Source organism: Winogradskyella sp. SYSU M77433, from assembly GCF_029911945.1.
Taxonomy (GTDB): Bacteria; Bacteroidota; Bacteroidia; order Flavobacteriales; family Flavobacteriaceae; genus Winogradskyella.
This window is the reverse complement of sequence record NZ_JARYTG010000004.1, coordinates 1-20890: the sequence shown is the minus strand read 5'-3', so window position 1 is coordinate 20890 and position 20890 is coordinate 1. Positions and strand designations below refer to the sequence as shown.

The 20890-nt window shown below is 33.5% G+C and carries 16 protein-coding genes; 1 reads left to right on the top strand and 15 read right to left on the bottom strand.

Translation table 11 applies throughout. From position 1 onward, the window contains the following. Window positions 1-18 precede the first annotated feature (18 nt). The 6 genes from QGM60_RS08785 to QGM60_RS08760 form a co-directional block, all read right to left on the bottom strand. Entirely contained in the window at window positions 19-591 is a 573-nt protein-coding gene (locus tag QGM60_RS08785) for a hypothetical protein (protein ID WP_281139876.1), read from the bottom strand. 158 nt (window positions 592-749) lie between these two features. Beyond that, window positions 750-1259, bottom strand: a complete 510-nt coding sequence (locus QGM60_RS08780; RefSeq protein WP_281140287.1) for a hypothetical protein — start codon at window positions 1257-1259, stop codon at window positions 750-752. A 181-nt stretch (window positions 1260-1440) separates the two neighbouring features. Next, window positions 1441-2337 carry a hypothetical protein gene (locus tag QGM60_RS08775; RefSeq protein WP_281139875.1) on the bottom strand — a complete coding sequence of 299 codons (897 nt, stop codon included), beginning with the start codon at window positions 2335-2337 and terminating at the stop codon, window positions 1441-1443. A gap of 126 nt (window positions 2338-2463) precedes the next feature. Beyond that, a complete protein-coding gene (locus QGM60_RS08770) occupies window positions 2464-2892 on the bottom strand; it encodes a DUF4268 domain-containing protein (RefSeq protein ID WP_281139874.1) in 429 nt (142 codons plus the stop codon). A 1-nt stretch (window position 2893) separates the two neighbouring features. After that, window positions 2894-3568, bottom strand: a complete 675-nt coding sequence (locus QGM60_RS08765; protein ID WP_281139873.1) for a ZIP family metal transporter — start codon at window positions 3566-3568, stop codon at window positions 2894-2896. Window positions 3569-3577: 9 nt separating this feature from the next. Then, window positions 3578-4309, bottom strand: coding sequence for a class I SAM-dependent methyltransferase (locus QGM60_RS08760; RefSeq protein ID WP_281139872.1), 732 nt, complete (start codon window positions 4307-4309; stop codon window positions 3578-3580). A 55-nt stretch (window positions 4310-4364) separates the two neighbouring features. Here QGM60_RS08760 and QGM60_RS08755 point away from each other — a divergent pair, with 55 nt between their 5' ends. Next, window positions 4365-5522, top strand: a complete 1158-nt coding sequence (locus tag QGM60_RS08755) for a THUMP domain-containing protein (RefSeq protein ID WP_281139871.1) — start codon at window positions 4365-4367, stop codon at window positions 5520-5522. 22 nt (window positions 5523-5544) lie between these two features. Here QGM60_RS08755 and QGM60_RS08750 read toward each other — a convergent pair whose 3' ends face one another. From QGM60_RS08750 to uvrA, 9 genes are all read right to left on the bottom strand, one after another. Beyond that, window positions 5545-6021, bottom strand: a complete 477-nt coding sequence (locus QGM60_RS08750) for a hypothetical protein (RefSeq protein ID WP_281139870.1) — start codon at window positions 6019-6021, stop codon at window positions 5545-5547. A gap of 76 nt (window positions 6022-6097) precedes the next feature. After that, on the bottom strand, window positions 6098-7528 hold the full coding sequence (locus QGM60_RS08745) for a hypothetical protein (protein WP_281139869.1): 1431 nt from the start codon (window positions 7526-7528) through the stop codon (window positions 6098-6100). Window positions 7529-7588: 60 nt separating this feature from the next. Then, complete coding sequence (locus tag QGM60_RS08740) at window positions 7589-9199, bottom strand: class I SAM-dependent methyltransferase (RefSeq protein ID WP_281139868.1); 1611 nt, start codon at window positions 9197-9199, stop codon at window positions 7589-7591. Between the two features lie 78 nt (window positions 9200-9277). Further along, entirely contained in the window at window positions 9278-11689 is a 2412-nt protein-coding gene (locus QGM60_RS08735) for an alpha-ketoacid dehydrogenase subunit alpha/beta (RefSeq protein WP_281139867.1), read from the bottom strand. 154 nt (window positions 11690-11843) lie between these two features. After that, entirely contained in the window at window positions 11844-14615 is a 2772-nt protein-coding gene (locus QGM60_RS08730) for a metalloprotease (protein WP_281139866.1), read from the bottom strand. Between the two features lie 65 nt (window positions 14616-14680). Continuing rightward, the gene (locus QGM60_RS08725) at window positions 14681-15874 is read right to left on the bottom strand and encodes a T9SS type A sorting domain-containing protein (protein ID WP_281139865.1); all 1194 of its coding nucleotides are present in this window, start codon (window positions 15872-15874) and stop codon (window positions 14681-14683) included. A 105-nt stretch (window positions 15875-15979) separates the two neighbouring features. Then, complete coding sequence (locus tag QGM60_RS08720) at window positions 15980-16669, bottom strand: TIGR00730 family Rossman fold protein (protein WP_281139864.1); 690 nt, start codon at window positions 16667-16669, stop codon at window positions 15980-15982. A gap of 167 nt (window positions 16670-16836) precedes the next feature. Further along, entirely contained in the window at window positions 16837-17004 is a 168-nt protein-coding gene (locus tag QGM60_RS08715) for a lmo0937 family membrane protein (protein WP_281139863.1), read from the bottom strand. A gap of 124 nt (window positions 17005-17128) precedes the next feature. Further along, window positions 17129-19957 carry an excinuclease ABC subunit UvrA gene (gene uvrA / locus QGM60_RS08710; protein WP_281139862.1) on the bottom strand — a complete coding sequence of 943 codons (2829 nt, stop codon included), beginning with the start codon at window positions 19955-19957 and terminating at the stop codon, window positions 17129-17131. Between the last annotated feature and the right edge of the window lie 933 nt (window positions 19958-20890).

Genomic DNA, 20890 nt, shown 5'->3' with positions numbered 1-20890 from the left:
ATAGGTTTTTATGGTGCTTTAGTATGTGTACTTTTTTTTATAAAGTTCAATAGCTTTTAGATATTTTATGCCTCCAGACTTGGTTTGGTCATGTAAAAAACCATTTAATTCTGGGTGATTATCATTTATCCAATTGACGAGGTCTTCAACATTTTTAGAAAATTTCTCAACATTGAAAATATCATAAGTACTCTCAATTTTTGTTGGTTTTCCATTTAGAAAAGTTATTTCTTCAATAGTAATGATTGGCTGTTGATGAAGAAATAATATTCTTTCATCAACTTTTGAGACTTTAACCTTTACATTTTCATTGTCTTCTACAATGTCTAGAATTTTATAAGTCGGATTAAAAACTGAATCCCATTTTAGCCAATCTTCAACATATCTTTTTTTAGAGAACACTTCTGTATAATTGTATTCTGTTATATGAGTTGTAAGACTATCTGCTATTAGCTTGTTCATAAGTGAACTATCAGAATGATCTAATGCTTTGTAATATTGTTTAGCGATGTTGAGGTTTTCATTTTCACTAAATGTATTCTTACAGTTTAGTGTTATGATTGCTAATATTATTAGGATGATCTTTTTCATTCAATGTTAATATACACCTAACGGTTTGTGTATAGTTCCGTTGCGTGAAAATCCGCAGGATTCTTTCCTGCTTAAGCCGAAAGATAGAAAATTACAATGAAATTCCTATCGGAATTTCAGCCGCAATGGATTATAGCCAGTGTTGTGCACAGTTTTTTTTATTCATTTCGTTTATAATTCAGTCCGGTTTTAAATCCGCAATAAGCCAAGAAAATCAGCAGTAATATTTGTGTGTAAAAAAGAACACTTGATAAAATTCCGAAATTATTTTCTTTCGGTTCAATTTCTTGTTCAAATTGTTCTATTCCGTTGCCAGTACTCAAAGGTGGATAAATAGTCCAACCAGAAGTTTGTTGAATAAAATTCTCCACAATTGTGCTAATTCCGTTTAGGATTATTATAAACAAAATTGTTGAAATCATTAAAATCAGATTTGCAGTCAGGTTTTTAAAATTCCTGCGTAATGTTCGGATAAGGTAAATTCCAAAAAACACCAATACTCCGAGTAATAGTATAAAATGAAAATTGGCAATCACAAAATAAGTGTCGTGAACATTTATGTCAAGAGTTGAGTCAGATTTCAGTGCGTCAATTCCGAAAATCAAGGTGTTAAAAATCAATACGAGGATTGTCGTTCCAATCAGCCAAAATATTTCTTTTTTTCTCAAATTTTAATTCAGATTACGCGGGTTTTGGGACATTATGCACAACGGTTTTGGCTATGGTTTCGTTACGGAATGGTACGCGAGTATCATTCCGCCGTAACCATAAATTTAGCAAAAAGGCTTGAAATTCCGATTAGGAATTTCAGCCGTAATAAACTATAGCCGTTGTTGTACGTAGTTTTTTTTATTCATACTCATAAATGTGAGTCATAATCGGTTTGTCCTTTTCAAGATATTTAGTCGTTTTAGCAATTCGATTTTTTCTGTCGTATTCGGTTATTAATTTGCTAATAAATTCTCCTGTTTCTGTCGTTGCTAATTCTTCTAATTCTTGTCCATTATCGTTAAGCTTATACTCACAGATTTTTAGAGGTCTATATTCCCAGCTTTTGCTTTTATCTTTTAGATGTCTTGGATTTCCCTCATAATCGTACCAAGTCATAGTATATTTATAACTGTTTTTTTGATATTCATAGAATTTAGTCCAAATAAGTCTCTCTTGGTCAAAAGATTTCTCTTCTTTGATTCTATTTTGATTGTCATAAGTCCAAACATATCTGTTTTGACTGCTCCAATGTTTTTCAGGTGCATTATATTCTATTTTTCGACCAAGACTATCGTATGAGTAAAAAGTTTCCGAGCTCAATTTCCATTGACGTTCCTTTTCAAAGTCGTCAGAGGTTAAGTTGTCCTTAAATGGCATACCTTTTTTTAATACTCGTCTGTAATCGTAAGCAATTCTTTTTTCCAATAAGTTTTTGTTATTGTAGAAAAATTCCATTTTTGAACTGTCGCAACAAACACCTTTAAGATTAGGGCGATACTTTATAGTTTTTGTCAGCAAAGTATCTTTGTAAATATAGGTTGTATTCACATCGGATATACTATTTGCATTATCAGATTTATAACCTCTATATTCCTCGTAAATGACCAAGCTATCTGAATTAAACTTAACCTTTTTCACAACTTTAGTATTCAAGCTGTCAGTTCCCTCGTATTGAAGTATTTTGTAATTGAAAGATTTTTCTTGACACGAATAGAATAGAGAAAATAGAAATAATAAAATTAGAGGTTTATTCATTAAGTTCTGGGTTTGGTCAAAATTACGTACAACAACCGGATATAAGTATTAACTATATCCATACTATGTATTTATTACAAATCTAACGATTAATTTTCTATAAGTCTAATACAGAGTAATTTGCTTCTAAGGTTGTATCATGTCTCTATATTCCTCAAAAAAAGCTTCAAATAAGCTCATGTTTTCATTAAAGAATTCCATGACCTCTCGCCACGTATTTTTGTTGTGAATAGATGCTTTTTGCTCTAAAGTCAAATAGATACGCGAGATTTCCTTACCGTTTTCTAAAAAATATTCTTCTTCATAAATCACATCTGGTAAATATTCGCTTTTTAAAATACCTTTTAAAGCAACAAGCTTTTCCCAACAATTAATGCGATTTTCCAGATCATCTTCAAGATCTAAAGCCACCAAAGCAGATTTGGTATCAAAATGAAATTTAAAAGAAAAGCCCTTTATTTTAGTATCATAAAGTAACCACTTTCTTGGAAAGGATTTGCCAAAGCTGGTCCAGAATTCTTGTCGTAATAATCGTGATTCTTCTTTAGAAAACATACTAAATAAAATAGGCGATTAAAATACCTAAACAAATCGCAACGAGTTTAGAAAGGTTAAACTTATGGCCTTCACCAGTTTCAAACAAAATTGTGGTAGATATATGGAAAAATATACCAATAACTACAGCATTTACAACGTCTATATATGCGGTTGCTAAGCTAGTGTTATTAGAAATAAAAGTTCCTAAAGGTGTCATTAATGCAAATACAGCTAAAAAACTTATGATTTGTAATTTACTAAAACTCGATTGAAATAAAAATGTAGCAACCAGTATAGCAATTGGTATTTTGTGAATAAGTACACCATAAACCATATCGTTATGCTGGTGAATAGGAAAACCCTCTAAAAAGCTGTGAATGCATAAACTGATGAATAGCAACCAAGGAAATTTAGTATCATCCTTATGAATGTGAATATGGCCATGCTCAGCTCCTTTGGATAAAAATTCTAAAATAATCTGAAGCAAAATACCACACATTATGTACAAGCCTGTAAGTTTAGCTTCAACATGATGGTAGACTTCTGGTAATAGATCAAAAAGGGTTAAGGCTAGTAAAAAGGCACCACTAAACGATAGGAGTAATTTTGTAAATAGGGCATTTTGCTTTTTTGAAAACTGAGCAATTAAAATACCTATTATTACGGCATATAAGGGAAACAAATACTTGTTCATGCTTGCAAGTTACTTAAAAATCATAATCATTCGCTCGGAAGTTTCAGGGTGATATTTTCGTAATTTATAATCACCAAAAACATCCAATAAATAAACACCAGCTTGTTCAAAAAGTTCTTGAAAGTCTTCTAGTTTAAATGCTTTTACGCGTTCTTGAAATTCAAAGGTTTCACCATTAATTTCAAAATTGATGTTCTTAACAATATAACCGTTCTCATAACTGCGTTTTTGATGAAAGTCTATACCTTCAACTGTTTTTATATCTTCTGCCACTAAATGTTCAAGAACGTGGTTAACATTCATAAAATCAATAACACCCAAGCCAAAGTCATTAAGTTCGGTCTTTATAGCTTTAATGGTTTTGAGATTGCAAGTATCATCTTCAAAATATCCAAAACTTGTGAAAAGGTTGAAAACGGCATCAAAAGTTTCAGGGTAAGGCTTGGTCATATCGTGCACATCAAACTTTAATGAGTTGTTTTCATATTGTTTGGCATGCGCAATGCTACGCTCAGATAAATCAATTCCAGTAACATCAAACCCAAGCGAGTTAAGGTAAATAGAATGTCTGCCTTTACCACAAGCAAGGTCTAATATTTTTCCGTTTTCAGGAATATTAAGGTAGTTAGTGAGATTATCCATAAACATTTTAGCTTCGGAATGATCTCTATCTTTATACAATATATGGTAATAAGGTGTGTCAAACCACGAAGCATACCATTGTTGAGTAGATTTTGTCATAATAAAAAATGTCCTGCAAAAATACTGTATTTTTGCATTTCATTAGACGAAGAAGATGGACAATAATTTCAAAATGGTAGCCAAAACATTATTTGGCTTTGAAGATATACTAGCAAAAGAATTAACGCAACTAGGTGCTATGGATGTTGAGAAAGGTGTGCGAAATGTGAGTTTTGTTGGTGATAAAGGTTTTATGTATAAAGCCAATATGGGTATTAGAACAGCTATTAAGATTCTAAAACCTATAAAATCCTTTAGAGTTGCTAAGGAAGACGACCTTTATAAGAACGTAAAAAACATAAAGTGGGAAGACTATTTAAAACCAACAGGTTCTTTGGCTGTAGACGCTACGGTACACCATAGTGTTTTTACGCATTCACAATACACAGCTCTAAAAACAAAAGATGCAGTTGTAGATCGTTTTAGGGAAAATGGAGGTACACGACCAGATGTAGATTTACGCTTTCCAGATTTAAAAATAAATGTGCATATAGACCGTCAGCGTTGTACCATTTCTTTAGATACTTCTGGGGAATCTTTGCATAGAAGAGGTTATAAAATGGCGACTAATATAGCACCTATAAATGAAGTTTTAGCTGCAGGATTAATTATGATGAGCGGTTGGGACGGTCAATCAGGTTTTATGGACCCAATGTGTGGTAGTGGTACTATTTTGGCAGAAGCAGCTATGATAGCCTGTAATATTCCGCCAAACCTAATGCGTAAGGAATTTGCCTTTGAACGCTGGGAAGATTGGGATGTGGATTTGTTTGAAAAAATTGAAGAATCGTTATTGAACAAAACACGAGATTTTCATCATAAAATTATAGGTTACGATAAATCTCCATCGGCTGTAAAAAAGGCTAAGGACAATATTAAGAATGCACATTTAGATGAATTTGTGCATATTCAGCATGAGGATTTCTTTAAAACCCAAAAAGCTGGAAGCGAGAAATTGCATATGGTTTTTAATCCACCTTATGGCGAACGTTTAGAAAATTTGAATGTTGAAGAGTTTTATGGCAATATTGGTACAACGCTAAAACACGGTTACCCAAATACCAATGCTTGGTTGGTAACTTCTAATCTTGAAGCTTTAAAATCGGTTGGATTGCGTCCCTCTAGAAAAATAAAAGTATTTAATGCTAAGCTAGAATCTCGTTTTGTAAAATACGAAATGTATGAAGGCAGCCGAAAGGCTAAAAAACAATAATATTTTATAATAAAAGTTGAAGTTATTTCTTCAAAGCTTCTAATTGCAGATTGTAATCGTATTGTAAATCTTCATGTAAAGCACCAATCTTTTTTTGGATAGAAATCACTTGTCGCTCATACAAATTACTTAGTGTTCGGTTTCTGTGAATGGATGGTCTTAGTTCATTTAAGCGCTCACAAAAATAGAGTAGGAGCTCAACTTCGGTAGATTTTTTTAAGGAATAACGACTGTACACTCTAATTTCTCTTAATATTTTCCGGATGGTCTTTTTCATGTAGAAATAGCTGTTGGTATTCATACCGTTAAAGAGTTCATCTAAGGTAGATTTTACACTTGAGATATAACTGTCTTCATCATTAGCTTCAAACAATAAATATGTTAGTAGTGCTTTATTTTCCTTTTTGAATTTGCCTAAACGTAAACAAAACTCTAATAGATCTTCCTTTGGTAAATGTTGAAGTTCTTTCTTTATGGTGGATATAGATTCTATTTGCATGCTCTAATGTATTATTAAAAAAAGAAAGAAGGTAATTTCACCTTCTTTCTTTATATTTTTCGTTAAGCCTTATATGTTAACTTTTGCAATATTCGTTTATAATTTGCTTTAAGTTTTCTAAGTTACTTAAGTCAAATTCTTCTTCTTCAATATCTTTAGAAAGTGCATCACACTCAGAAATGTATTTAGCAAGTTTCTCAGAAACTTTATCGTTAGATCTGGTATCAATCATAAAACCTTCATCTTTAGTTGAGAATTTTAAGACGTATGTACCTTCTTCACCAGGTTTAGATAATACCATATGATTTCCGTTTTGATAAACAATCTCATAAAAGTAAGAGTTGTCAAAACCAAAGCTAGCAGCATTAGATAATTTTTTTAGAGCGTTACCTTTAGTTTTTAAACCCATAAAACACTTTTCTTCACCATTATCCATAGCACAAAACATTATGTTTTGTTTTGCTGCGAATTTTTTTGTGCGCTCTCTGTTTTTTTCATTGAGGTATTTTATGCTCACAAACTTCCCGAACTTATCTATGGAGTTCATTTCTGCATAATCACTTTGTTGTTTGGTAGGATCTATTTCAAGTTTTTCAAAAATAGCATATACAGTTCCAGAATATTTGGTACCGTCTTCTTCTTGAACGTATCCATCTGCACCATATAAATTAACACTGTTTTCTTTAGCGATTTTTACACGTTCATTATGCAATCGCGCTTTGTAAGCTTTAGCTTCGTGCTGTAATTCATAACCTCTACCCAATAGTTCTTCAACAAATATTTGAGCAAAAGATCTTGAGAATCTACCAGTCATCATTGTACGAGAACCATAATCGAATTTAAACTCTTCGTCAGTATAAGTTTTGGCATCTACATCAGTACAAGTAGAACAGCCTTTAGCTGTACCAATAGTTATTCCATCTAAATCTTTAACAGTGTAAGTATTATCAGAATAGTAAGCTCTACCAGCAATTTTAGTACCTGTAGAACCACCAAAAAGAATAGTACCGTCATCTTTTACAAAAGGATTGTAACGACCAACAGTAGCCTGACGTTCTGCTTCATCAGCTTTTGCAGATACAACAGCTTTAGCATATTTATCACTTAAAACTTCGCGTTCAACCGCAAAGAACTCATCAACTTTAGCCATATCAATACCATTCATTGTTATGAGTTCGTATTTTTCGCTTAGCAATTTAATAACGAGTTTAGTGACGCTGAAAGAAGTCATTAAAACCTCATAAGGTATTTCTGTAACTTTTCCATCAGCAGAAGTAAGCTCTAACCATTGAAAACCTTCAAGGTTATTGGCAGACATACCTTTAAAAACAACATCAAAAGCTTTTTCTCCTTTTAAGGTTGAGAATTTGTAGTTGTTTCTAACATCGTCATCAACTTTTGCAACATCAGTACCATCAAAAGAAACGATACCTTTTTTTACTTTGATTTTTTGAGCAACACCTAATAGTGGAAGGGTTACTAACAGGGCAAGAATTATTTTTTTCATTTTAATTATAAAAATTTGAGTGCAAAGTACAACAAATTAGCTTTAAAGTATCAGAAATGATTATTGTCTACCTTTCAAAAGATTTATACTTACGGTAGCTAATTCGCTATCTGGAAATTTCGCAAAATGATGCTCACCTGGATATAAACCAGCTTCTTTAGCTACAGCTTTAAAAACATCTACTTCTAGAATGTATTGATCGCTATAGCCATGTGTAGCATCATAAGCTGTTGCTGCAGTTTTTCCTAGATTATTAGCCGTGAGTTTGGGGTCTATAGTATGTAATTCTATAATGAGTAAACCAAATTTTTCTACATAAGGTTTCCATTTTTGTAAGTGTTCAAAAAGTGAGGCTTCTACATTATTGTTTGGCAATCGTTTTCCTTTTGAAGCAAAAGCACCAGAAGATTCACTGTTGAAGTTGTAGGCTTTTTTAGGAGCTTCCCAAATACGGTTATGGTCTAAAAATGTTCTTACATTTAAAAGGTCGTGTAGTTCAATATTATAATCTTCTTTTAGATCTGAAGCCAATAAGTCTGGTCTACCAATATCTCCCCAAATGACTTTAGCCCAAATATCTGCTTTAATTAAATTGGCTCTAGTAACCTTTAGTGCAGCTTTGTTGAAATCTGCACCAACCAAAAGTAAGGGATGTTCGTCTAGTAATTTTCCGCGTAGGGTTTGTTGATCTATGATATTAAATATATGCTCTATAAAAGCTCCGTTACCACAACCCATATCAAGAATACCTTTAGGTTGCTCATCAATTGGTCGGTTGAATAAATCTATAATAACTTCATCAATAACCTTAAAATATGTGGTATGAGCGCCACCACTTCCCCAAACATTCATTTCTCTATGAACATGCTTTTCGGTATCATTTGCTGATGAAGTTTGAAGTACTAAAGGATTTCCAAAAATAAGTTCATCGAGTTGTAAAAATGTTGGAATATAAGATACGGTAACACCATAAGCACTGGCGCGCTTGGCAAAAAACAGTCCTTTATCAGTAAACTGATAAGTATTTTTCTTTTTTTTGAACCAACCTAAATGTGCGAGAAAATCCAAAACTTTTTTGAAGCTTTCAGGGTTTTTATGATACTCTTCAGCCGTAAAAGAGGCTTCCATAAAATACTTATGAAATAACCCATTTACACCAAGTAAAACGATAATAGGACCAGCAATAACACCTTCGAGATGTTTTAAAACTTGAAATTCAATTGATGATGAATCTGAAATATCTAAACCATAATTGGTTTCAAACATTTTGAAAACGCGCTCTAAAGCAATAAAAGCGTCAGTACTTATCATTTTTTCTTCAGCAAACTTATCGGAATACTTTAAAAGCTTCACAGCATCTTCATAAATTGGAACCAATTTAAATGCGTCATTAGACCTACTGTTGGTCTCATAGAAAATATGGTCAGTCTCGTTGTCTAAAACTTGCTCTAGCCAACCTTGTGAGCACAATACGCGTAAGGCAACATTAAGGTAACCGTCATTGGCATTGAATTTTCCAACAACTTCATCTAGGGTTACTTTTTTTTGCGCTAAGATGTATTCCAAGACTCCTTTTTTATGGAGTGCATAAGCTGTAGTAGCAGTTGCAATACCATCTAAATGTCTAAAAATGGTGCTTCTTAATTCTGATTTCTCGTTTTTGGTTAGCATAATATGTTGGTTGAGATATAAATATAAAAAAACCATCAGCGATGTGATGGTTCTATATATAACTTTATGATAATATTATTATCTCAATTTAGGAAAGTCAGCCGGACTTAATTCATGCATCACAGCATAGACAGCTTCAAAAATATCTTCAACTGATGGTTTTGAAAAGTAATCACCGTCTGTACCATAGGCTGGTCTGTGTGGCTTGGCAGCTAATGTTTTTGGTTGACTATCTAAATATTGAAAAGCATTCTGTGTGTTTAAAACTTCATTTAATATGTAAGATGAAGCTCCTCCTTCAATATCTTCATCAATGACCATGAATCTATTAGTTTTGGCAATGCTTTTTACAATATCATGATTAATATCGAAAGGTAATAAGGATTGCACATCAATAACTTCAGCATCAATACCAACTTCTAATAATTCTTTAGCAGCTTGTTCAACTAAACGTAGTGTAGAGCCATAAGAAATAAGCGTAATATCTTCACCTTCTCTAACGGTTTCTACAACACCAATAGGAGTTTTAAATTCACCTATATTATTAGGTAGTTTTTCTTTTAATCTATAACCGTTAAGACATTCTACAACAAGTGCAGGCTCATCGGATTCTAACAATGTGTTATAAAATCCTGCAGCTTTAGTCATGTTACGAGGCACAAGGACGTGAATTCCTCTAATTAGATTTAGAATACCTCCCATTTGGGACCCACTGTGCCAAATACCTTCTAAACGATGACCACGAGTTCTAACAATAAGTGGTGCTTTTTGGCGACCTTTAGTTCTGTACTGAACCGTAGCCAAATCATCACTCATTATCTGAAGCGCATACATTATGTAATCTAAATACTGAATTTCGGCTATTGGTCGTAAGCCACGCATAGCCATACCAATACCTTGCCCAACGATTGTCGCTTCTCTAATTCCTGTATCTGAAACTCTGAGTTCACCATGTTTTTCTTGTAAACCTTCTAGACCTTGGTTTACATCACCAATATAACCTGCATCTTCACCAAAAATAAGCGACTCAGGATATTTGCTAAAGATAGCATCAAAGTTTTCTCTTAGCACAATACGACCATCTACTTCTTTAGCATGAGTATCGTAAGTAGGTTCAACTTCAGCTTGATTAAAAACACTTAGATCAGACTCACTATATAAGTGAGAGCTATATTTTGGTTGAACTTGACTTAGGTAGTTATCAATCCATTGCTGTAATGAGCTTCTTTCTACAGAATTTTCAGCAACCACATAGCGAAGTGCTTTTCTGGTAGCAGAAACGATGTCTCGTCGTAATGGCTCATCTATAGCAGATAAATCGTTTTTCAGTTTTGTAATAAAGACACCATTAGGACTAGAAGCCGCTAATTTTTCAAGCAATTGAATAGCTTGTTTGCGTTCTGCAAGAATTGGATTTATAAAAGCGCTCCAAGCGGCTTTCTTACCATCTCTTACCTCTTTTTTGATTTGTCTTTCTAAGGCTGTTAAATCTTCGTCTGTAGCAATGTTATTGCTAATCATCCATTCTCTAAGCTGTGTATTACAGTCATACTCTTCTTCCCAAGCTAAGCGTTCACTATTCTTGTAGCGCTCATGAGAACCTGAAGTTGAATGCCCTTGTGGTTGCGTTAATTCCTGAACATGAATCATTACTGGTACATGTTCCTTTCTAGCAATTTTCGCAGCACGCTGATAAGTGTCTATCAATTCAGGATAGTTCCAACCGTCAACTCTTAAGATTTCGTAACCTTTATTATTTTCATCACGTTGAAATCCTTTTAAGATTTCAGATATATTTTCTTTTGTAGTTTGGTGTCTGGCATGTACCGAAATTCCGTATTCATCGTCCCAAATACTTATAACCATAGGTACTTGTAAAACACCAGCGGCATTTATGGTTTCAAAGAATAAACCTTCACTAGTACTGGCATTTCCAATAGTTCCCCAAGCAATTTCATTACCTTCTTTCGAGAATTTTGTAGTATCAATGCCTTTAACATTCCTATAGATTTTAGAAGCTTGTGCTAAACCTAATAATCTTGGCATTTGACCTGCAGTTGGCGAGATATCTGAACTAGAATTCTTTTGTTCGGTTAAGTTTCTCCAATGCCCATTTTCATCTAAGCTAAACGTAGAAAAGTGGCCACCCATTTGTCGACCAGCAGACATTGGTTCTTCTTTTATATCAGTGTTGGCGTATAACCCAGCAAAGAATTGCTCTATGGTTAATTCACCAATAGCCATCATAAATGTTTGGTCTCTATAGTAGCCAGAACGGAAGTCGCCATTTTCAAAGGCTTTTGCCCAAGCTATCTGAGGGATTTCTTTTCCATCTCCAAAAATTCCAAACTTGGCTTTACCTGTTAGAACCTCTCTACGACCGAGTAAACTACATTCTCTGCTAGTGACTGCAACTTTGTAGTCATTTAAAACTTCTGTTTTAAAATCTTCAAATGTAATTTCGGTTTTGGTATTAGGGTTCATCTTCATAGAGCGTACTTTTAAGATGCACAAAATTACTAAATTCCATTATCTTTTGCAACTAGTAAAAACGTTATAATATTGAGTAATTCTCAAAAAAGATTAATTTTTTTAAACTTTTATTTAAAAAAACTCATAATATTAACTTTTTGATAAGAATATGTTAATACCATTTGCGTCTAAATAGACCTAAAAGTACCTGAGGATCAACGGTAAACATAAAGCGTATTTTTTGATCATAATTAGGTTGACCAACTTCCCAACCAAGGTTAGAATACATAGGGAAGTATATTTCAAAATAATCTTCTACTAAATTAAGTCTTATACCAGAATCATAAACAAATTTTGTAGAATCGTACTTGTTTTTTACCAAACCAACATCGCTATAAAATTGAATATAGCGCCATATAGATGTGCTAAAATTAGCCGTGGTCATCCATTGATTGGCAAATTGCGTTTCTAATTTAGATTTAAAGCCACCTTCGGCAATAATAATCTGTTGACTGAATAAACCAGTATCTTCAGAACGGCCTAAGTAATTAAGGTCGAATAAATAATCCTTTGGTCTATCTAAGGCAAAACTGAAATAGTCAGAACCTGGGTCTGAATTGTTCTCTAGAAAAAAACCAGCAAAAATCCTTAGATTGATATTTCTATTACTTCTAGTCAACTTTCTAAATTCATAATTAAAAGAGAGTTTACTGAATTTGTTTGCTAATTGAAAATCGGTATTAAATCTAGAGTAACTGATTATGCCAGGATTGGAATGTGTATAGCGTAAATTGAAAACACCATAATCGGGTTCATCAACTTCAACGGTAGCTAGTTCTCCAACATCTCTTGTAATGCTAACATATCTTGAAGAAATCTGATCGATTTGATCTGATCTAAAGTCATCATTATCTCTAAATGAAAATGAAATAGAAGGTCTTATTCTGGTAAAAAAGGCATCTTCAGCAAACGACTGGTAACCTGCAGACAAACCATAAGTAATGTCGAATAGATTTTGGCCTTCTAAGTTGTGAGTATAAAAGATAGAGGTAGAGCCTGTTAATGATTTGGATTTTGTAGCGTACTGAGGAGAAACCCTATAGTTGAGGCGTTTTCTCAATATTGTCTTGTTATAAACCTTTGTTCCTAAAGTTAAACCATCATAAATATTATTAAACTCTACTAAGGGCATAAAAAATACTTGGTTGTAATCAGGATCTTCAACATCTTTAAAGAGTCTAAATTGTAATGGCTTGTTGTTAAAAAAAGAGCTCTTTACTGCTTTATGATTATCGCGCTGATTGTATTCTGGAATCACGTTATCATAATCTAAAACAAACTTGTCAGTGCTATCTTTTGGAAGCATAACAGTTTTGGACTTGTTGATGTTTTCAATCCAAAGCTTACCAATAACGGTATCATTTTTAAGTTTAAATAATGATACTGGCATTGTGTTTTTTCGTTTGTTTTTTATAACCAGTTTTATGGAGTCTTCAGTAGTTTCAATAGACTTAATTTTGAAATCAATCTTCTTTCGAGTGTTCACGTAATCGTTAAAGAACCAGCTAACATCTTTATCGGTTTTTGATGAGACGTAGTTTTCAAAGTCTTTTATATTGATATGCTTTAGTTTGTTATCTTTTAGAAATTCAGTAAAGGTTGCTGTTAAGTCAGTGTCTGTGGTGAATTCATTCAGGTAATTTAAGCCAACACCAGCTTTGTATTTTCCTGCAATATTTGCATTGAACTTGGTTAAAGAATCTCTAGAAGTTGTTAATGATTGATCTAAGTTTTTCCTAGCAATCTCCATCGAATAAAGAAAATATTGAAAGTTAAAATCTAAATCAGAAGCATGAAAAGATCTAATACCCCAAATATTAGCTAGCGTTCCTAACAGTTTGGTGTCGCTATAGTATCGGTCAACATATTTTATTAAAAAATAGATTTGTAAACCTTCGCTTAGCCAATGTTCTTTTCGTGGGTTTAATAATAATGTATTGTCTAAATAATTCTTTAAAGATGTTTTTAAGAGTTTCAATTCATACTGAAAATCATCTGGAAATGGACGAAGAAAATCTGGTAACTGATTGATGCCATATAATGGATTTTTATTGTAATCAATTTTAGAAACCAATAATTTTCTATGAGGATAAGGGCCGAGATGTTCGGTTAAAAATCGCGTAATTCTATCTGTAATTAAAGCTTTATTTCTCGGATCTAAATTCTTTTCGGAGATATTAGATATTACTGTAAAATCATCGGTTTGTACATAACTAAATCTTGGAAGTTTTTTTAAAGACAAATACGTGTTTGTTCTGTCTTTACCAGTAAATACAGTGGTTTGTAATTTGGTGAGATTATTTGGGCTTAAAGAAACAAGATCTAATTCTGATGTAGCTTGGTAGTTTAAAGGATGTTTCAAACTTATGGTAACATCTGATTTTGGAACAAATAAATCATCGAGATTTTTATTGCTGTAGTAGTTCCATTTGCCATCATAAACTGTTGGTGTAATGTACCAATACTTCAGTTCAAAATCCTTTTCTTTTGTAAAACCGTAATCAGTAAAAGTCGCATCAGGAATCATTAGAATATAATTCAAATCTATATGATAAGATTCCTCTGGCAATAAAGGTGTTTTTAAAGTAACTTTTATGACATCAGGATGCTCTTTTAAGCTGTAGTAATCTAAAGTTATGTGCTGACCGTCCCTAATTGATGTTACTACCGTAAAACCTCGCTGTTCGTTTTTTGCCAAATGAAATTTTGTGCTGTACTCTTCTTCAAAACGTTTTGCTAATGGTGTGTTTTTGGTAGAATAACTATCGTTCCAATCGTTAAGATATATTTCAGAAAGCGTGTCTTTAGATTCGTTTTTGTAAATTATGGTTTGAGAAATTGCAATTGATTTGGCTTCTACATCTACTACAGCATTAATATCCATTTTGTTCTGTGCACAAATTTTTGGACAAAAGGAAACAAAAAGTACAAGTATGAGTAAAGCTCTTATCAATTAGCAATTATAAATTTAAGAGGTTCTAAATTCAATTTTGGTACTGCTAAAAGATAAATACCACCTTGGAGATCAGAAATATCAAAACGTTGAACACTTTCAGTATTTGTTTTTAACGTTTTAATTTTTTGACCAAGACTATTGTAAATCTCCAGCGTTTCGTTAAAAAGCTCTTCTGAACTCAAACGAACCGTTAAGACATCATCAAAAAGTGTTTTTTCTAGTAGCAATTTTTTAGAATTCTCAACATTACTTACGTAAAGTAAGGTAGCATTGGTTTCCAATAACACTGTAACGGGTAAATGGTCACTAAAATTGTGCAGAGCATCTCTAATATTAGACGAAAATTCTGAATTTGAATCACCACAATAAACAGAGTTTATTGAACTGTTGTGGCACGATGCTAAACCATTGTTACCATAAACTTGATAAGAATCATCAACGTAAGAGATATCCGGATTTGCAATCATAGATTCTGATCCTAAGATAAAATCAAACCGATCATCAAAACCTCCAGTTGTGCCACCCATTCCTGTTTGTGTTCTTGTAGATTGAGAAAATACATCAACATAATTAACATTATTATGCCAACTACCAATACGATCAGCTAAATCTAAAAAGGTAATATTGTTATTAGTGCTCAACAATTCTTGAAATGCTGGTTCGCTCGAAGTATACAAATTTAAATCTCCACCTAAAATTACGTTAGCATCGCTTGGTAGCGTATCTAAATAATCTTCTAGATCTTCTACCATGTCAAATCTACTTTGAGCATTTGTAGTACCACTTGAAGCTTTTAAATGTCCTATGATAACATAAAACTCTACTGGATTTGTAGCCTGGTCTGTTGAGTTTAATTTCAACCTATAGACATTAAAATCCCTTAGATAAGTAGGGACAATAATTTCTTCTTCAAGTATAAACTTTGAACTGTTGTAGTAAAGTAAATTCTGTAAATCATTCTGATCTCCATAGTTATCATCTGAAGTATTGGAAACGTATGTTGCCATCTCAAAATCAGTACTTATGGCATTTCTGGTAATATTTAAAATATTATTTGCGCCAGTACTATTGTTTAGTTCACAAACTAAAAACAAATCAGGTTGATAGTCTGAAAGTATGAATTGCAAATCTTGTTCTCTATTTGGTACAGCCGTTTCAAGAGGGTAGTTGAGTAAGTTATAAAACATAACTTTAAACATCTCTTGAGCAGAAATATAAAAACTGTTACAAAAACAGAGAACTAAGAAAATGACAACGTTTTTCCTCATAAAACCAAAGTGGTCAGAAAATCATTAGAAATTAGGGCTTAGGTTGTACTCTTTGTAGAAATCATTTAGGACATCTAAAACCTCATCAGCAGAATCTACCAAATGAATTAAGTCTAAATCTTTTGGACTAATATTATTATTTGCTTCTAATAGCGTTGTTTTTATCCAATCCATTAATCCGCCCCAAAACTCAGTACCAACTAAAATGATAGGAAACGTCTCTATTTTGTGGGTTTGTATAAGAGTCATGGCCTCAAATAGTTCATCCAAAGTACCAAACCCTCCAGGCATTACTACAAATCCTTGAGAATACTTTACAAACATAACTTTGCGTACAAAGAAATAATCAAAGTCTAGACTCTTATCACTATCTATATATGGGTTGTCGTGTTGTTCAAAAGGGAGTTCAATATTAAGACCTACGGAAGTTCCGCCTGCAATGTGTGCTCCTTTATTTCCGGCTTCCATAATACCAGGTCCACCACCAGTAATAACACCGTAACCATGTTCTACAATCTTTTCTGCAACTTCTTCGGCTAGTTTGTAGTATTTATGATCTGGCTTTGTTCTTGCTGAACCAAAGATGGATACACACGGTCCTATTTTACTTAGTTTTTCATAACCATTTACAAACTCTCCCATAATCTTGAATATGGCCCAAGAGTCATTTGTTTTTATTTCATTCCAGCCTTTATGCTTACTTTCTTTTCTCATAATTAGTATAACTTATTGTTTCATTATAAAAGCCATATGAAAAATATGGCTTTTATAATTTGATGCGACCAAATTTAAGTTAAATTGAGATAAATAGATAATTATGGCAAAAAAATAAGCATATAGATAAAATCCATATGCTTAAATTTATTTATTGATGTTGAGATCTATAAAGGTTTTCTTCCTGAAATTATATTGTATAGTATTACAATTACTGCAATAACTAATAAAATATGGATAAGACTATTGCTGCTCATTCCTGGTACTACACCTAATAATCCTAGAAGCCAAACAACTATACAAATCACGGCTACAAGCCAAAGTATACTTTTCATAATGTCTAAGTTTTTGTGTTAATACCAACAAGTTAAGTAATCTGTTTGAGATTCAATTACTCTAAAATTAATAGCGTTAACAATAATTGCATTTAAGCTATTTTTCGATATTTATTGTAAGAAATTACAACAATTCTTTCTTCAGGAACCTAGCAGTATGACTCTTTTTGTCTTTAATAATATCTTCTGGTGTACCTGTAGCCACAACTTGTCCACCACCTTTACCGCCTTCGTATCCAATGTCTATAATATAGTCTACAGTTTTGATAACATCAAGATTATGCTCAATAATGAGGACGGTATTACCTTTGTCAACCAGCTTGTTCAAAACTTTCATTAACACTCTTATGTCTTCAAAATGAAGTCCGGTTGTAGGTTCGTCAAGAATATAGAAAGTGTTTCCTGTATCGCGTTTGCTTAACTCTGTAGCTAGTTTTATACGTTGTGCTTCGCCACCAGAAAGGGTAGTGCTTTGTTGCCCAAGCGTGATGTAGCCTAAACCAACATCTGCTATAGTTTTAAGCTTTCGATGTATTTTAGGGATATGCTCAAAGAAATTTACAGCTTCTTCAATGGTCATATCTAAAACATCACTAATAGATTTACCCTTATAGCGAATTTCTAAAGTTTCCCTGTTGAAACGTTTTCCTTGACAAGTTTCACATTCTACATAAACGTCTGGTAAAAAATTCATCTCAATAACACGAAGACCAGCACCTTGACAAGTTTCGCAACGACCACCTGCAACGTTAAAACTAAAACGACCAGGTTTGTAGCCTCGGATCATAGCTTCAGGAATCTGAGCAAACAGCTTTCTTATTTCATCGAAAGTTTTGGTATAAGTTGCTGGATTGCTTCGAGGTGTTCTACCTATCGGAGATTGGTTAATGTCTATTACTTTATCAATATGTTCTAAACCTTTGATGCTTTTATAAGGCATAGGTTTTTTTACACCATTGAAATAATGTGCATTTAGAATTGGATAAAGTGTTTCATTAATTAGAGTCGATTTTCCACTTCCTGAAACACCAGTAACACCAATCATTTTTCCAAGAGGAAATTCAACACTAATATTTTTAAGATTGTTACCTGTACAACCTTTTAAACTTATGATTTTACCGTTACCCTTTCTTCGTTCTTTAGGAACTTCAATTTCCTTTTTACCATTAAGGTATTCAGCAGTTAAGGTGCGTTCTTTTAAAAGTGCTTTAGGTGTACCTTCACTAATAATTTCACCTCCATGCTTTCCTGCGAAAGGGCCAATATCTATAACATGGTCGGCACGTTCTATCATATCTTTGTCGTGCTCTACAACAATAACGGAATTTCCTACATCACGAAGCGATTCTAAGGAATTAATCAGCTTTTCATTATCGCGTTGGTGTAAACCTATACTAGGTTCATCCAGAATATATAAAACGCCTACCAGTTGTGATCCTATTTGAGTAGCCAATCGAATACGTTGCGCTTCTCCACCAGAAAGCGATTTTGAGCTTCGGTTTAGGGTTAAGTAAGTTAAGCCGACATCCAATAAGAATTGTACACGACTACTAATTTCCTTTATAATTTCAGATGAAATCTGTTGTTGTTTGTTTGATAATCGTTTTGTGAGACCGTTTAACCATTGGTCTAACTCAACAATATCCATCTTTATAATATCAGCAATACTTTTCCCATCAACTTTAAAGTAAAGTGACTCTTTGCGTAATCTAGAACCTTCGCAAACATCACATTCTACTTTATCCATATATTCCTTAGCCCAACGTACTAATGATGTAGAATCTGAATTGTATTGGCTCTCAATAAAACTGGCAACACCTTCAAAATCTATTTTATAGTCTCTGGTTACTCCAAGAAGCTTGCTTTCTACAGTAAAGCTATCTTTGCCACCGTATAAAATAATTTGTTTTGCCTCATCTGGAATGTCTTTCCAAGCATCAGTTAATGCAAAGTTGAAGCGTTGTGCAATGGTTTCAAATTGCTTGAAAATCCAGCTTTTCTTTTGAGGTCCATGAGGTGCAAGGGCGCCGTTTTTTATGGATAAGGTTTCGTCTGGTACTAACTTTCTTTCATTAACAACATAAAGCTCTCCAATACCATTACAGTTTGGACAGGCACCTTTTGGCGAATTAAACGAGAAATTGTTAGGCTCAGGGTTGGGGTAAGATATACCTGAGGACGGACACATTAAGTTACGACTAAAGTAACGTGGTTCGTTAGTGTCTTGGTCTATAACCATTAGTACATCGTCACCATGATACATAGCCGTGTTGATGGACTCCATCAAACGCTTTTCATTGTCTTGTGTGTCGTCTATTTTTAAACGATCAATGACGATTTCAATATCATGGGTTTTGTAGCGGTCTAGCTTCATGCCTTTTTCAAGGTCTACAATCTCGCCATCTGTACGTACTTTAACGAAGCCTTGTTTGGCGATTTGCTCAAATAACTCACGGTAATGGCCTTTACGTGATCGGATAACAGGCGACAGAATATTGATGCGCTTACCATTGTATGATTCTAGAATAAGGTCTTTAATCTGTTCATCGCTGTAGCTCACCATCTTTTCACCAGTTTCATAACTGTAGGCATCAGCGGCTCTAGCATAAAGCAAACGAAAGAAATCATAGATCTCAGTAATGGTTCCTACGGTAGAGCGTGGTGATTTACTGGTGGTTTTTTGCTCTATAGCAATAACAGGAGATAGGCCATCAATCTTATCAACATCTGGGCGTTCTAAACTACCAAGGAACTGACGTGCGTAGGCAGAGAAGGTTTCGATGTAGCGACGTTGCCCTTCTGCATAAATAGTGTCGAAAGCTAAGGACGATTTACCACTACCAGACAACCCTGTGATGACTACAAGTTTTTCCCTTGGAATGGTAACATCAATGTTTTTTAGGTTGTGTACGCGTGCACCTTTTACTTCAATAGAATCGTCGAAATGGCTCATATATGGTTATAGTCCTCCTGTTGTTTTTTGCAAAGTTGCAAAGGTACAAATTATACTTATCAAAATGAACTATGCTTATGTATAGTAGAAGTTGTGTGTTTAGTTCTTTTTTGAGTTTGTGTTTTGCTGAGGACTCTGCTTTATAGTTCTGAATTTTTTGTAGGAAAAAACTATATGGAAGCCGCTTATGATCCGCTTATGACCCGAGTTTAATCCGATTATGACCTGCTTGTGGTTGTTGGTTGTTGGTGTTTGGTGTTTAGTTTATGGTGTTTTGTTGCTTAGGGAGATTTGTTAGGGGTGCGTAAATTGTATTTAGAGGTTGTTCTGTGTTATTCTGAACTTGAGTCAGTATCTAAGTTTAGTTTGTTTCTTTCTTATGTTCATTTTGTATTCGTCCATATTCATTGTTTAGGAACTCATGATGTGCTTCGCAGTTCTTGATACAAAACGAACCAAAAAATCAAAACGATTTATAGGAAGTTGCAAAGCACCATTCGCTAATAACTGCTTATGTTGTAGTAAAATTGGTGATTGTACTTCAATCCTAGATTTTAACTCTTAAAATTGATTTGTGCTCATTACTTCTGAAAATCGTTGGTTCCGACGCTGTCGGAATTGGGTTTGAGCTGCTTTCTCTTTTTGATTTGTAGTGTCATTCTGAATTTATTTTAGAATCTATTGTTTGTGTGAAAATGAGATGCTGAAACGAGTTTAGCATAACATTAATTGTTTTGGGATTGCTTTGCTTTGTTCACAATGATGGTAGCAACTTAAAGATTGTTTCGTTTGTTTCTTCTTGTTCATTTTTATTCGTCGATATTCATTGTTTAAGAACTCATGATGTGCTACGCAATTGAAAGACCAAAAACGAACCAAAAAGTCTATTACTGTCGATAGGTATTTTCAATAGCACTGTCGTGCTTTTGAAAC

Excerpts from the sequence above, each read along its gene's own strand:
- QGM60_RS08745 (WP_281139869.1), bottom strand. The coding sequence starts at position 7,528 with ATGAAAAAAATAATTCTTGCCCTGTTAGTAACCCTTCCACTATTAGGT.
- QGM60_RS08750 (WP_281139870.1), bottom strand. The coding sequence starts at position 6,021 with ATGCAAATAGAATCTATATCCACCATAAAGAAAGAACTTCAACATTTA.
- QGM60_RS08770 (WP_281139874.1), bottom strand. The coding sequence starts at position 2,892 with ATGTTTTCTAAAGAAGAATCACGATTATTACGACAAGAATTCTGGACC.
- QGM60_RS08775 (WP_281139875.1), bottom strand. The coding sequence starts at position 2,337 with ATGAATAAACCTCTAATTTTATTATTTCTATTTTCTCTATTCTATTCG.
- QGM60_RS08715 (WP_281139863.1), bottom strand. The coding sequence starts at position 17,004 with ATGAAAAGTATACTTTGGCTTGTAGCCGTGATTTGTATAGTTGTTTGG.
- uvrA (WP_281139862.1), bottom strand. The coding sequence starts at position 19,957 with ATGAGCCATTTCGACGATTCTATTGAAGTAAAAGGTGCACGCGTACAC.
- QGM60_RS08725 (WP_281139865.1), bottom strand. The coding sequence starts at position 15,874 with ATGTTTTATAACTTACTCAACTACCCTCTTGAAACGGCTGTACCAAAT.
- QGM60_RS08760 (WP_281139872.1), bottom strand. The coding sequence starts at position 4,309 with ATGACAAAATCTACTCAACAATGGTATGCTTCGTGGTTTGACACACCT.
- QGM60_RS08765 (WP_281139873.1), bottom strand. The coding sequence starts at position 3,568 with ATGAACAAGTATTTGTTTCCCTTATATGCCGTAATAATAGGTATTTTA.
- QGM60_RS08720 (WP_281139864.1), bottom strand. The coding sequence starts at position 16,669 with ATGAGAAAAGAAAGTAAGCATAAAGGCTGGAATGAAATAAAAACAAAT.
- QGM60_RS08735 (WP_281139867.1), bottom strand. The coding sequence starts at position 11,689 with ATGAAGATGAACCCTAATACCAAAACCGAAATTACATTTGAAGATTTT.
- QGM60_RS08755 (WP_281139871.1), top strand. The coding sequence starts at position 4,365 with ATGGACAATAATTTCAAAATGGTAGCCAAAACATTATTTGGCTTTGAA.
- QGM60_RS08740 (WP_281139868.1), bottom strand. The coding sequence starts at position 9,199 with ATGCTAACCAAAAACGAGAAATCAGAATTAAGAAGCACCATTTTTAGA.
- QGM60_RS08785 (WP_281139876.1), bottom strand. The coding sequence starts at position 591 with ATGAAAAAGATCATCCTAATAATATTAGCAATCATAACACTAAACTGT.
- QGM60_RS08730 (WP_281139866.1), bottom strand. The coding sequence starts at position 14,615 with ATGGATATTAATGCTGTAGTAGATGTAGAAGCCAAATCAATTGCAATT.